We start from the raw sequence: 12,709 nt of genomic DNA, 5'->3' as shown, positions 1-12,709 counted from the left end.
GTCTTTTTATTTTTATACGGGATAGATCCGGTTTTCCGAAGCTTACCGCTCGCTTACCGCGGGCGAGAGCCGAGCCGCTTCGTCCCTACGCTCCTGCAGGGTCTCGTCTGTCTCGCTTTCCCGCAGGAGTCGAGCGGACGCTTCTCCAAACAATAAAGTGCTACCTTCTGTTTTCTATGCTATACAGGATAGATCCGGTTTTCCGAAGCTTACCGCTCGCTTACCGCGGGCGAGCGCCGAGCCGCTTCGTCGCTATGCTCCTGCAGGGTCTCTTCTGTCTCGCTTTCCCGCAGGAGTCGAGCGGACGCTTCTCCAAACCAACAAAATGCTACCTTCTATTTTTATATAATTCAAAAAAACGAGTTTTCTACAGTCTTTTTATTTGTATATAGGCTAGATCAGGTTTTCCGAAGCTTACCGCTCGCTTACCGCGGGCGAGCGCCGAGCCGCTTCGTCGCTGCGCTCCTGCAGGGTCTCGTCTGCCTCGCTTTCCCGCAGGAGTCGAGCGGGCGCTTCTCCAAACCAACAAAATGCTACCTTATACATTTTTATCGATTTATTAATTTTAATAATTGAAATTTAGGAAAAATAAGGGGGTTTTCAAAAGTAGTTGGAATGAGCTCAATCAACAGTCTTTTGTCTTCAATCTGAGAGCAAAAGGCTGCTCCTCCATATTTAATTATGGAAGCATCACTATCTATAATAGAAATGAATTTTTAGCTTTTTAGCTACGTATTTTTTTATACGTTTGAATAAAATGAGTAGGATCCACTTCGATTTCAAACATAAATACACCTTGGTTCGTATGCAAATAAAATAATCCAGAGCCACTAGAGAAAGGTTTATATGACATGTCATGAATATGTTCTAATTTAAATACGTTTTTAGCAGTTGAAACTGAATCGGCGTATAAATGAATGTGATGAGTAGTTCGTTTTGTTGTTTGTTCAAACCAACCTGTAATTCGTTCTACTATATGATATGTGATTGCGCAGATAGATGAGTTATTTGGTTCAATCATGACGATACCTCCAATCTTAAGCTGTCCATGATAGAAAATGTATACGCATATCTTAACAGTTTTTTTCTAAAAAATACTTTCTGAACTCGGAAAAGTAATAAAGTTTAAATATGTTTTTATAACTTTAAGATGATATATGATTTTCAGAGAACAATTCTTGACTGGATATGAACGTAACACTACAATGGGTAATGTGAGGTGATTACATCGTGAGGATTCGAAAATTTAAAATGAACGAAAGTGGGTTAAATCGCTTTTTTGGCCCCCTAGAAGCAAAGATTATGGATATCCTATGGAACGATGTAGAAATGACTATCAAAGATGTACAACACGTACTCGATCAAGAAAAATTGACGAATTTCAACACAGTCATGACAGTGATGAATCGATTAGTTGACAAGGGAATTCTCCAAAAAAAAACAAAAGGTAGATCTTCTTTGTATAAGCCAGTTCTCTCAAGAGAAGACTTTTTGAATACACAATCAAAGGAAATGACCAATGAGCTAATGGACGAGTTTGGTAATGTAGTAGTTAGCCATATGTTAAATGCCTTAGAAGATGTCGATGATGATCTTGTAGCTATGCTCGAGGAAAAAATCAAAGAACTGAAAAAGGATCTGTAAAGTATGCACAAACGTCATTCGTCTATCATGCTCATAGCTTCACTGGTTATTTCGGGAACGATTTTTTTGCAAATGGTTTTGTATTTCATCGCAAAGCTTGCTGGTTGGAACGTTCAATATAATATCGTTGTTACTTGTCATAGCTGGCTGAAAATAATTGGATTATCCTCACTCGACTATATACTTGATGTGCTCGTCATCTATACGTTAATTTTGATGTTGTGGAAAATAGGGTCTCAATTCTATCATGCTATTCGTATGAAGAAGAGATTTAAGCAATATAAAGAGAAAATGCTTACAATTGATATGAATCGTACTTATTGCAAAGGAAAAGATGTATTTATCGTCATCTCGCATCCCACACCAATAGCAATTACGATGGGATTCATACATCCTAAGATCATTCTTTCAACAGGATTGATGAAGCTATTAACTGAAGATGAATTAACTGCTGTCATTTCACATGAGATGTATCATAAGGAACACCGTGATCCTCTTAAAATTTTTTTAATGGCACTTTGTTCATCCACGATGTGGTATATTCCGATATTAGACTGGTGTAATCAGAATTATAAAATCGTGAAGGAATTACTAGCGGATGAATATGCGATTGAAGAACAACAGACATCTGTAAACTTAGGGAGCGCCTTGTTGAAAATGCTGAAAGTTAGCAAACTTGGCAAAATGCCGTTTACTTATGCATCATTTGCAGATACCTCTGTCAATTATCGGATTGGCCATATAATAGACCCGTTAAGGGAAATTCATTGGAACCTTCCAGTGAAGATGCTATTCATATCTTTAACAATATTTAGTTGCATCTGTGCATTATTTATTTACGCCTTGGCGTAAATTTTTTACCCCATTACACTACGTTATGTAGTATGAATTAGGAGTGTTTTAATTGTCTAAGAAAATATTTTGGTTTGTAGGTGTCATAGCAGTTTGTATCGTAGGTATCATTTTTTTAACGAAATCATCGGAAAAGTCGGTGGAAATCGATTATAAAGAGCAACCGTTTTTAGGTGAAGAATCAGCACCAGTTAGTATTGTTGAATTTGGCGATTATAAATGTCCAAACTGTAAAGATTTTAATGATCAAATGGTCCCTGCTATTTACAAAGATTTTGTTGAAACAGGGAAAGCTAAGTTTTACTTTATGAATTATTCTTTTATTAATATCGATTCAAATCGATCTGCTCAATTTGCAGAAACGGTCTATAAAGAACTAGGAAATGAGAAGTTTTGGTCTTTCCACGAGTTACTGTTCAGTAAACAACCAGCGGATTTAAAGTATGAAAAGGTAGATTTATATACAGAGGATTTCTTGAAAAAGGCGTTAGCTGAAGTGGCTACTGAAAAAGAAACGAAAAAAGTAGTGAAAGCTTTTGAAGAAAATAAGGGACAAGAAGCTTGGGATAAGGATATGAGTATAGCAAAAAAACTTGGTGTTCAATCAACTCCAAGCGTCTATGTTAATGGTAAGCAATTCACTGGTAAAACATACGATGATTTTGCGAAAATGGTGGAAGAGGAGGCCGCTAATGGTAAATAAATCACTTCTCTTTGCTTGGGTAACCTCAATTATAGCTATGATGGGAAGTTTGTTTTTTAGCGAGAAAATGGGCTTTATACCGTGTACTCTTTGTTGGTATCAGCGTATATTAATGTATCCGCTTGTCTTTTTCTTAGGGATGGCATTTTACCGAAATGATAAAGAGATTTATAAGTATGTACTTCCGATGTCAATCATTGGGATGTTGCTTTCTGGATATCATTATACGTTACAAAAAATACCTGCAATGCAGGATTTCAGTACGTGTACAAATGGCGTACCTTGCTCAGGGCAATATATTAACTGGCTAGGATTTATAACGATTCCGTTTTTAGCATTTATAGGTTTTACATTTATCACAATATCGATGTTAGTACTATGGAAGCGAAAATAAATGAAATAAATTACGCCCGCCTCCAATTAGAGATGGGCACAGACTGTAGACAAACTCAAAGAAATTCGAGTTTATCTACGGTCTTTTTATTTTAAAATATATATAAATAGTTAAGACCCGTTGATTTCCTCTACGGTGGACGCTTTCCGCGGGCGGGCGCCAAGCCGCTTTGTCGCTACGCTCCTGCAGGGTCTTGGACTGTCCCGCTTTTCCCGCAGGAGTCACCACCTCCGCTCCAATCAACTACACATACAATATAAACAAATTATTAATGTTATGAAAAATAATAATAAATACTGAAAGAGATCAAATTGAAATGAGCCAAATAAACCGGCCGATTTTGCCGTATTGTAGCCATGCGGATTTTTTAACTCTTCTTCGCCTCAATTTTATTGCGCTTTTCCGCTAAGTCTTTGAATCTCTCCGTTTCTTGAAAAGCTGCTTACTCTTAATGTTCGGTTGAACTTATGGAAACTGAACACGTTTTGCTTTTGGCACATAGTTGATTGGAGTGCAGGCGGCGACTCCTTGGGGAATTAGCGAACATCTTGAGACCCCGCAGGAGCGTTAGCGACGAGGAGGCTCAAGGTTCGCCCCCAGGAAAGCGTCCGCCGGAACGGAAATTAACGGCATCGAAGAAAAAAAGCCATGGCAGAAACGGTTAATCGTTTCCACCATGGATAAAATTCATTTTATGGACTTTTTCAGTGCCCACCTCCAAGTAGAGGTAGGCGTTTTTTGTGATGTATTAAATATAGAAAGTATAATCCTCAGGCAGAACACGTTTTAAAAACTTTTTCGTCCGCTCTTCTTTTGGTTTGACGAAAATTTCGTGAGGATTACCTTCCTCAACGACAACGCCCCCATCCATGAAGATGACGCGATTAGCTACATCCTTAGCAAAGGACATTTCATGAGTTACTACAAGCATAGTAGTTCCTTCATTGGCGATATTCTTCATAACAGTTAGTACTTCACCAACAAGCTCCGGATCTAGGGCGGATGTAGGCTCATCAAAAAGAATGATATCAGGATTCAAAGCCACTGCGCGTGCAATACCAACACGTTGTTGTTGACCACCTGACAGTTCGCTTGGGTAAGCATCATATTTGTCGGTAAGGCCCACTTTACTTAAAGCTTTTTTACCAATTTCTATGGCTTCGTTTTTTGGCACTTTACGTCCAATGATAAGACCCTCTATGACGTTTTCAAGCGCTGTTTTATTGTTAAATAAATTGTAGTTTTGGAAGACGAAAGCAATTTTTTGGCGAATAGCATGAATATCTTTTTTCTTTGCATCATGTAAATCGACATCAATTTCTCCAAATGTGGCATGACCTTGATCAGCTTTTTCTAAAAAGTTAAGGCAACGTAGCAATGTTGTCTTACCAGATCCACTAGGACCCAAAATAACTACAACATCGCCTTTATCAATGGATAAATCGACACCTTTTAATATTTCATTTTCACCAAACGATTTATGCACATTTTTAATATTTAACATATCATCACACCCCAGTTTTAAGCATTAGCCATTTTATATTTGCGTAAATGTTTTTCATATAATTTGAAGCTGTATTCAACAGCACTACATAAGATTAAGTACACGATGAATATATCTAAATAGGCTTCAACATAGTTATAGCCTACGTTTGCAGCGACCTTAGCTTTCAATGTAATTTCTTGTAAAGACATTGCGTAACCAAGGGAAGTGGCCTTGATGAGGTTGACGGTTGCTGTACAAATATTTGGTAGTGCTACGACAAGTGCTTGTGGAATGATAATGCGACGATATGCTTGAAAAGTCGTTAAACCTACCGAGTGTGCAGCTTCTAATTGACCTTTGTTGACCGTACTAAGTGCAGAACGGAAAACCTCGATTAAAATAGCAGTAGTACTAAATGAAAAAACGATAAAAGCGTACCAAATTGGATGGATTTTATAAACATCAATAGCAATATCATATTTTTTAAATAGTGCTGTTAAAATCAATGGAACACTACTATAAACGATGAATATTTGAATGATAATAGGTGTTCCTCGCACAAAGGATACATAGATCTGAGCAAGACGTTGTATGAAAGGTATTCGATAAATTCGTGTTAAAGCGAGTGAAAATGCTAGTGGTATAGCAATCAGTAAAGAAACAATAGTCACAAGTAGCGCAACAGGTACGCCAGACAATGCGACGAAAAATGTATCAATCAAAAATTTATAATTTAATCCTTCAGACATGTGCGTACCTCCTTATGTTGTTTCTAATGTTTTTTTACCTTTACTAAAGAATTTTTCAAGTATCGAGAAGACTTTCTCGATGATTAATGACAATACCCAATAGATGATTGCTAAAGCGATAAAAATTTCTAGAGCATGTGCATTTATATTGCTGGCGATAATGAGATTGGCTTTTCCAACGACATCGATTAGCCCAATTGTATACGCAAGTGCACCTTCTTGTAGTAAGGCGATCATTCCGTTACCGAGATTTGGTAGTGCTACAACCAAAGCTTGTGGAAAAATAATACGACGATACGCTTGAAAAGGTGTTAGACCGACACTGACGGCAGCCTCATATTGTCCATTATCAATTGATCCATAAGATGAACGAATTACTTCGGATATAATTGCTGCAAATTGTAGTGTGAAAGTTACAATAACGAATATTGCTGTATCAATATCATGCAGATTAATGCCGAAATTTTCAGCTAGGGCAGGTACACCATAGTAAACGAGAAATAGTAACACAATTGAAGGTGTACAACGCATAATAGTTGTATAACCGTTTGCAAGTTTTTGAGCAATTTTACTATTGCTCAGCTTGGCTATCGCAAGCAATAAACCAAAAAAAGAACCTAGTAAAATGGACAGACCTGCTATCATAAATGTTACCTTTAGAAAAGGGAGTAAAATAGGGAGTGACTCCCAAATATAAGATGAATCAAAATATTTTTCCATATGCTCACCATTTTCGTTTTGTATTGGAAAGGCTGTTGAGTTTAATGACTCAACAGCCTAAGGAAGTTACGTATGCATAAGCAATTAACGTTCCGCTTGCTCAAGTACTTCAAATAAATCGCGATTGTAGAATTTTTTGCTCAGTTCATTTGTTTTTTGTTTTTCTTTAATTTGTTTTATAGCTTTGTCATATGCGTCTGCAAATTTCTGTTCTTTTTTATTGTACAGTGGCCATGTTTTAATAACAGCAAATTCGTTATACACAATATCATCTGCTAATTTGTGATAAGCACCGTCTTTTGCAGAAACTTGTTGATCGAACATACCTTCAATCATTACACCGCCGTCTACTCGGCCTTCATTGACCCATTGAACAATATCAATAGAGAAAGCATCTCCAGCTTTTAGTTTCACTTTGTTACCTGGATTTTTTTGATTGTATTCATCAATGACTGTATATTGAGCATTATTTGCAGCAATTGGTGCTAGAGAGAATCCTGCTGATGCAAAGTCTTTTAGCGATTTAATATTTTCATCCTCTTTACGTAAGACTAACCCCGCACTACTTAAGCCAAGGAACTCTTTAGGATAGATGAATTTTTCTGTACGCTCTTCTGTGAAAAAGGCATTTTTGACCCCGACTTGGTATTTTCCTTGTTCGACACCAATTAATAAGTCGTCACTAGTTGTGCCTACATATTCAAATTTATAATCTGGTAATAATTCATCCACTAGTTTCATTACTTCTACATCGTATCCAGTTGGATTACCTTGGTCGTCAATATATGAGATGGGCTTACTAGCTTGGTCAAAGGCAACTTTCACCGTACGTACTTTTGATGAATCTTCCTTACCTTTGGAATCAGATGCCTCACTTGTTGAGCAACCGGCTAAAATTGCTATTGACGTAATACCGACTGCTGCAAATTTTAATAATTTTTTACTGATCATATCTTAAATCTCCTTTTTAATTTTATTTTTAATTATTAATAGACAATCGAATTCTATTGTTTCTGTTCTGCAATAGCTGTTAATGCCAATTTTGTAATGGTCATATCATCCATTGGAGGATTGTGTAGACCAGCACGTACATTGCGGTAATATCGTTGCAATGGATTAGAGTTTTGTAAACTTTTTGCACCTACTACGCGCATTGCTTTGTCGACGATATCAATAGCTGTATTAGTCACTGTATGTTTGGCAACAGCAATTTCATTTGTCAATGAATCTCTTCGCTGTGGGTCATCATAAGCTTCAGCTGTACCGTATAGGACAAATCTAGATTGCTGTAACTTTAGCTCAATTTCACCTAATAAATGCTGTACATTAGGTAATGAACTTATAGGTGCATTTAAGCTATTTGGTTGATGGTGATTTGCGAAGTGAACTGCATAATCACGGGCTGCTTGTGCTATGCCCAAATAAGTTGCAGGAATATGCAATAACCAGCCATTGATTTTACCACCGCTCGGATGGTTTGGTAATTCGACTAAATCCGAGTCACTTACTTTAACATCTTGTAAGATTAGGTCATGACTAGAAGTGCCACGCATCGACATTACATCCCATGTTTCTTCAATAGATAGTCCAGCGGTATCTTTGTGAATTAAGAAGAACCCAACTTGTTGTTTATCCTCAATCCAAGCAGAAGTTAAAAAATAATCTAAAACAGGGGAAGCCGTAGTGAAAATTTTGCGTCCATTTATAAGCCATCCATTGTCAGATCGTACTGCATTTGTTCCAGGACGTCCGCCACGAGTGGGGCTTCCAGTGCGCGCTTCACTTACAGAACGATTCACAATAGCACCGTTTTGTACTTCATTTGCAAAGAAATTAAGCCTGTCAGCTGTCCATAATTTCTGCTCATACAATTCACCTACAACACCTAGAGTCCAGCCCATTGAAAGTGAAGTGTTTTCATCGTAGCTAGCAAGTGTTTCTTGCAAAAGAACCATATCGTAAACTGAAAATCCTTCGCCACCAAATTCTTTTGGTAAAGTAATTGCGGGGTAACCAATTTCACGAAGTTGGCTAAAGCTCTCTTTTGGAAAAATAGATAATTCATCTACAGTCGCAGCACTTTTTGCGATTTGAACTTTTAGTAACGCTAATTTATCTAACCATTGACGTTGTAGCTCTGTTTTTATAAATATCTCTTTCATAATAAATCACCCTCAAATCCTCTAAGTTTATAATTCTTATAGAATTACTATGTATTGGAGCTGTAAAAAATCTCCCATTTATAAAAGAGGGAGCTTTAATGTTGTATATGCACCCTTATCTGCCAAGATTTCTCTTGCTGGAAGTAGCACCAATCTGTTAGACAGTGGTTGCTGAAGCTTCATCGGACCAGTCCCTTAGCTTCTCGTGATAAGTAATATTTTATTGTTTCAATTATTTTACTTTTTATAAAAGTGAAAGTCAATATGAAAAACAAAGTATTTTTGTAGGGATTAAGAATCGTAGTAAATGAGCCTAAGATTAATTAAAAATGATATAGGACTCTAGTTAAATGTTGTAATGATTATACATTTTAGTGAATATTTTTTAAATTATTCTACTTTTTAGGTTTACCACTTATCAAAAGAGGGTAAATAATCTTTGGTTATTAAATTTGAGGGGGGATACTTATGCTAAAGATAGAGAATTTATCGAAAGTGTATAGGGGTGGAAAGAAAGCCGTTGACGATATGAATATTGAAATTGAACGCGGTGAATTTGTCGCCTTTATCGGTACGAGTGGCAGTGGGAAAACGACTGCCATGCGTATGATTAATAGAATGATAGAACCGACCAAAGGTACCATCTATTTGGAAGGGGAAGATTTATCGAAAAAGAATCCAGTAGCATTACGTAGGAGTATTGGATATGTTATTCAACAAATTGGTCTCATGCCACATATGACCATTAGTGAAAATATTACACTTGTACCTAAATTGTTAAAATGGTCAAAAGAAAAGAAAAATCAAACAGCAGAACGCCTCATAGAACTCGTTAATTTACCCCAAAGCTATCTTGATTTATATCCCGCGCAATTATCTGGTGGTCAACAACAGCGTATCGGGGTGCTCCGAGCATTAGCCGCAGACCAAGACATTATTCTAATGGACGAACCATTCGGCGCACTAGATCCTATTACGCGTGACACGTTACAAGACTTGATGAAAGATTTACAGCAACGTCTTGGTAAAACTGTTATTTTCGTCACGCATGATATGGATGAAGCAATTAAGTTGGCAGATCGAATTTGTATTATGCATAGTGGCCAAGTTATCCAATTTGATACTCCTGACAATATCCTATCTAACCCAGCTAATGAATTTGTGCGTGAATTTATTGGCTCTCATCGTTTAATGCAAGAAAAACCAAGTGCGAAAATTGTTGATGATGTAATGATCAAACCAATTTCTATTACATTAGAGAAAAGTATTAATGATGCTTTTCGTTTAATGGTGACAAAACGCGTTGACACATTGTTTGTCGTTGATGGACAAAATCATCTAAAAGGCTATATCGATGTTGAAGGCTTAACCACAGCACGACATACTACTTCTAGCATTTCTGAAGCAGTAGAAAAAGACGTTTTTTATGTGCGGAATGGTACAAAATTACAAGATTCAGTGCGTCGTATTTTAAAACGAAACTTAAAACATATTCCCGTTGTAGATGAAGAACACCATTTAATCGGTCTTGTTACACGTGCCAATATTGTGGACATGGTATATGACACTATTTGGGGTGATGAAGAAATAGAAGAGGATACAAATGTTATTGATCTAGAATAACAAAGAGAAACTGATACTCAACAAAACTAAACACTAACTAATAAGAAAGGATGTGAGTTGATGATTGATTTTATAACACAAAATGGCGGAGATATTGTGCAAAAAACATGGGAACATTTTTATATATCTGCTATAGCTTTAATTTTAGGTGTTGTCGTTGCAGTTCCTTTGGGTATTTTATTATCAAAACTACAGAGAACCGCTAAAATCGTTTTAGGTATTACTAGTGTTTTACAAACGCTACCTTCATTAGCTATTTTAGCAATTATGATACCGTTTTTGGGAGTTGGGAAAGTACCTGCGATTATTGCTCTATTTATCTACACACTGTTACCTATTTTAAATAATACTTATATTGGTATGAAATCCGTTAATCAAGGACTTAAAGCAGCAGGAATAAGTATGGGAATGACAAAAATACAATCCATCGGGATGGTTGAACTTCCATTGGCAATACCTGTTATTATGTCAGGTATCCGATTATCTGCAGTATATGCCATCTCATGGGCAACTTTAGCATCTTACATAGGAGCAGGTGGCTTAGGAGATTTTATTTTTAATGGGCTTAATCTTTATCAACCTGAATTTATTATTGGTGGTGCTGTGCTAGTAACTATTTTGGCTCTAATTACGGACTTCATATTATTTAAAGTGGAAAAGTGGGCTACACCAAGAGGGTTAAAAATTGAACGTTAGGAGAGGAACATGCTTATGAAATATAAACAAATAATTACCATTGGCTTGATTATGACAGTTATATTTTTATCTGCTTGTTCGCTAACGGGTTCAAGTGATGAAAATGACGTGAAAATTGCTTCAATGACAACGACAGAAAGTAAGATCATGGCTAATATATTGAAATTAATGATTGAACATGAAACGGATGAAAAGGTAGAACTGATTAATAATCTAGGATCAAGTGTCGTTCTGCACCAAGCAATGATTAACGGCGATGCAAATATTTCTTCAACACGTTATACAGGAACAGACCTTACTGGAGCATTAAAAGAAGAACCTGTTAAAGATCCTAAAAAAGCGATGGATACTGTACAAAAAATATTCCAAGAGCGATACAACCAAACATTCTTCGACACGTATGGATTTGCAAATACTTATGCATTCATGGTCACACGTGAAATGGCTGAAAAGCATCATTTGAAAAAAGTGAGTGACCTTAAAAACATCGCTAAAGACTTACAAGCAGGTGTCGATAACTCATGGGTCAATCGAGTAGGAGACGGGTATAAAGACTTTGTGAAAATGTATGGATTTGATTTTAAAGACGTTTATCCAATGCAGATTGGGCTTGTCTATGATGCAGTAGAAGCTGGTAAAATGGACGTAATTCTTGGTTATACAACAGATGGCCGTATTGCAAGTTATGATCTCATTGTATTAAAGGATGATCGACAATTCTTCCCACCTTATGATGCTAGTCCTCTTGCAAAAAATGAATTACTAGGAGCAAAACCAAAAGTAAAAGCGGCAATTGAAAAATTAATCGGTAAAATTTCAACAGAGCAGATGCAAAAGCTCAATTACGAAGCTGACAATAATCTGATTGAACCAGCTATCGTAGCCGAAAAATTTCTAGAAGAGCATAATTATTTTGAAGTTGAAGAAGGAGGGGAAAAGAATGACTGATTTAAATACGTTTCAACAGTTCTTTTACTACTTCTCTGAAAATGGTTCGTATGTATTTGAGCAGTTTATCACACATTTTCTTATCTCTATTTACGGTGTGATTTTAGCAGCTATCGTCGGGATTCCTCTGGGTATACTTATTTCAAAATACGCTAAATTATCAGGGTTTATCATTACGATAGCTAATATTATACAAACTGTACCGGCGCTAGCATTACTAGCGATTCTTATGTTAGGAATGGGACTTGGAAAAACAACGGTCATTATTACTGTGTTCTTGTATTCACTCCTACCGATTATTAAAAACACATATACGGGAATTAATAATATTAATAAGGATCTTACAGATTCCGGTAAAGGTATGGGCATGACGCGCATTCAAGTGTTGTATATGATTGAGTTACCACTATCACTATCCGTTATTATAGCGGGTATTCGTATTGCACTTGTTGTTGCAATTGGTATTACAGCAATTGGAGCTTTCGTCGGAGCCGGAGGACTGGGTGATATTATCATCCGCGGTACAAATGCTACCGATGGTACAGCGATTATTCTAGCAGGTGCTATTCCTACAGCACTTATGGCTATCATTACGGATGTGATACTTGGTTTTGTTGAGCGTAGATTGGACCCTGTAAAACGTCATAAAAATTTGACGACACCGACAGTGCAAAGCTTGAATGAATAAAGTAAAAAGCCTTGAAATCGAAATGACTTGGTTTCAAGGCTTCT

At 36.7% G+C, this 12,709-nt stretch carries 14 protein-coding genes and 1 riboswitch; of the genes, 8 read left to right on the top strand and 6 right to left on the bottom strand.

Annotation, left to right across the window (positions count from 1 at the left end):
* Nucleotides 1-724 precede the first annotated feature (724 nt).
* Nucleotides 725-1,021 (bottom strand): hypothetical protein, encoded by a 297-nt coding sequence (locus tag ACZLO7_RS21480; RefSeq protein ID WP_464938536.1) that lies wholly within the window; start codon nucleotides 1,019-1,021, stop codon nucleotides 725-727.
* 209 nt (nucleotides 1,022-1,230) lie between these two features.
* On the opposite strand from ACZLO7_RS21480, the gene ACZLO7_RS21475 reads away from it, so the two are divergent.
* From ACZLO7_RS21475 to ACZLO7_RS21460, 4 genes are read left to right on the top strand one after another with little or no spacing between them, the layout of a single operon-like run.
* Nucleotides 1,231-1,644 (top strand): BlaI/MecI/CopY family transcriptional regulator, encoded by a 414-nt coding sequence (locus ACZLO7_RS21475; RefSeq protein WP_464938537.1) that lies wholly within the window; start codon nucleotides 1,231-1,233, stop codon nucleotides 1,642-1,644.
* 3 nt (nucleotides 1,645-1,647) lie between these two features.
* The gene (locus ACZLO7_RS21470; protein ID WP_464938538.1) at nucleotides 1,648-2,496 is read left to right on the top strand and encodes a M56 family metallopeptidase; all 849 of its coding nucleotides are present in this window, start codon (nucleotides 1,648-1,650) and stop codon (nucleotides 2,494-2,496) included.
* A 52-nt stretch (nucleotides 2,497-2,548) separates the two neighbouring features.
* Complete coding sequence (locus tag ACZLO7_RS21465; protein ID WP_464938539.1) at nucleotides 2,549-3,199, top strand: DsbA family protein; 651 nt, start codon at nucleotides 2,549-2,551, stop codon at nucleotides 3,197-3,199.
* The gene (locus ACZLO7_RS21460) at nucleotides 3,189-3,593 is read left to right on the top strand and encodes a disulfide oxidoreductase (protein ID WP_464938540.1); all 405 of its coding nucleotides are present in this window, start codon (nucleotides 3,189-3,191) and stop codon (nucleotides 3,591-3,593) included. Before ACZLO7_RS21465 ends, ACZLO7_RS21460 begins: the two co-directional genes overlap by 11 nt.
* Before the next feature lie 748 nt (nucleotides 3,594-4,341).
* Here the strand turns inward: ACZLO7_RS21460 and ACZLO7_RS21455 are convergent.
* From ACZLO7_RS21455 to ACZLO7_RS21435, 5 genes are all read right to left on the bottom strand, one after another.
* Nucleotides 4,342-5,097, bottom strand: a complete 756-nt coding sequence (locus tag ACZLO7_RS21455; protein ID WP_464938541.1) for an amino acid ABC transporter ATP-binding protein — start codon at nucleotides 5,095-5,097, stop codon at nucleotides 4,342-4,344.
* A gap of 17 nt (nucleotides 5,098-5,114) precedes the next feature.
* A complete protein-coding gene (locus ACZLO7_RS21450) occupies nucleotides 5,115-5,828 on the bottom strand; it encodes an amino acid ABC transporter permease (RefSeq protein ID WP_464938542.1) in 714 nt (237 codons plus the stop codon).
* A gap of 12 nt (nucleotides 5,829-5,840) precedes the next feature.
* A complete protein-coding gene (locus ACZLO7_RS21445; protein ID WP_464938543.1) occupies nucleotides 5,841-6,548 on the bottom strand; it encodes an amino acid ABC transporter permease in 708 nt (235 codons plus the stop codon).
* Nucleotides 6,549-6,632: 84 nt separating this feature from the next.
* Complete coding sequence (locus ACZLO7_RS21440; protein ID WP_464938544.1) at nucleotides 6,633-7,499, bottom strand: transporter substrate-binding domain-containing protein; 867 nt, start codon at nucleotides 7,497-7,499, stop codon at nucleotides 6,633-6,635.
* A 53-nt stretch (nucleotides 7,500-7,552) separates the two neighbouring features.
* Entirely contained in the window at nucleotides 7,553-8,710 is a 1,158-nt protein-coding gene (locus tag ACZLO7_RS21435) for an acyl-CoA dehydrogenase family protein (RefSeq protein ID WP_464938545.1), read from the bottom strand.
* A gap of 112 nt (nucleotides 8,711-8,822) precedes the next feature.
* Nucleotides 8,823-8,925, bottom strand: a riboswitch (SAM riboswitch).
* A 253-nt stretch (nucleotides 8,926-9,178) separates the two neighbouring features.
* Between ACZLO7_RS21435 and ACZLO7_RS21430 the strand changes: the two genes are divergently transcribed.
* The 4 genes from ACZLO7_RS21430 to ACZLO7_RS21415 are packed head-to-tail and all read left to right on the top strand — an operon-like array spanning nucleotide 9,179 to nucleotide 12,665.
* Nucleotides 9,179-10,333 carry a betaine/proline/choline family ABC transporter ATP-binding protein gene (locus tag ACZLO7_RS21430; protein WP_464938546.1) on the top strand — a complete coding sequence of 385 codons (1,155 nt, stop codon included), beginning with the start codon at nucleotides 9,179-9,181 and terminating at the stop codon, nucleotides 10,331-10,333.
* Nucleotides 10,334-10,393: 60 nt separating this feature from the next.
* Nucleotides 10,394-11,029 (top strand): ABC transporter permease, encoded by a 636-nt coding sequence (locus ACZLO7_RS21425; protein ID WP_464938547.1) that lies wholly within the window; start codon nucleotides 10,394-10,396, stop codon nucleotides 11,027-11,029.
* Between the two features lie 15 nt (nucleotides 11,030-11,044).
* The gene (locus ACZLO7_RS21420; protein WP_464938548.1) at nucleotides 11,045-11,977 is read left to right on the top strand and encodes an osmoprotectant ABC transporter substrate-binding protein; all 933 of its coding nucleotides are present in this window, start codon (nucleotides 11,045-11,047) and stop codon (nucleotides 11,975-11,977) included.
* A complete protein-coding gene (locus tag ACZLO7_RS21415) occupies nucleotides 11,970-12,665 on the top strand; it encodes an ABC transporter permease (RefSeq protein ID WP_464938549.1) in 696 nt (231 codons plus the stop codon). Before ACZLO7_RS21420 ends, ACZLO7_RS21415 begins: the two co-directional genes overlap by 8 nt.
* Nucleotides 12,666-12,709 lie beyond the last annotated feature (44 nt).

The organism is Viridibacillus sp. d25.2 (assembly GCF_055456015.2).
Note: the sequence above shows the minus strand (reverse complement) of the source record. Positions and strands in the feature narration are given on the sequence as shown.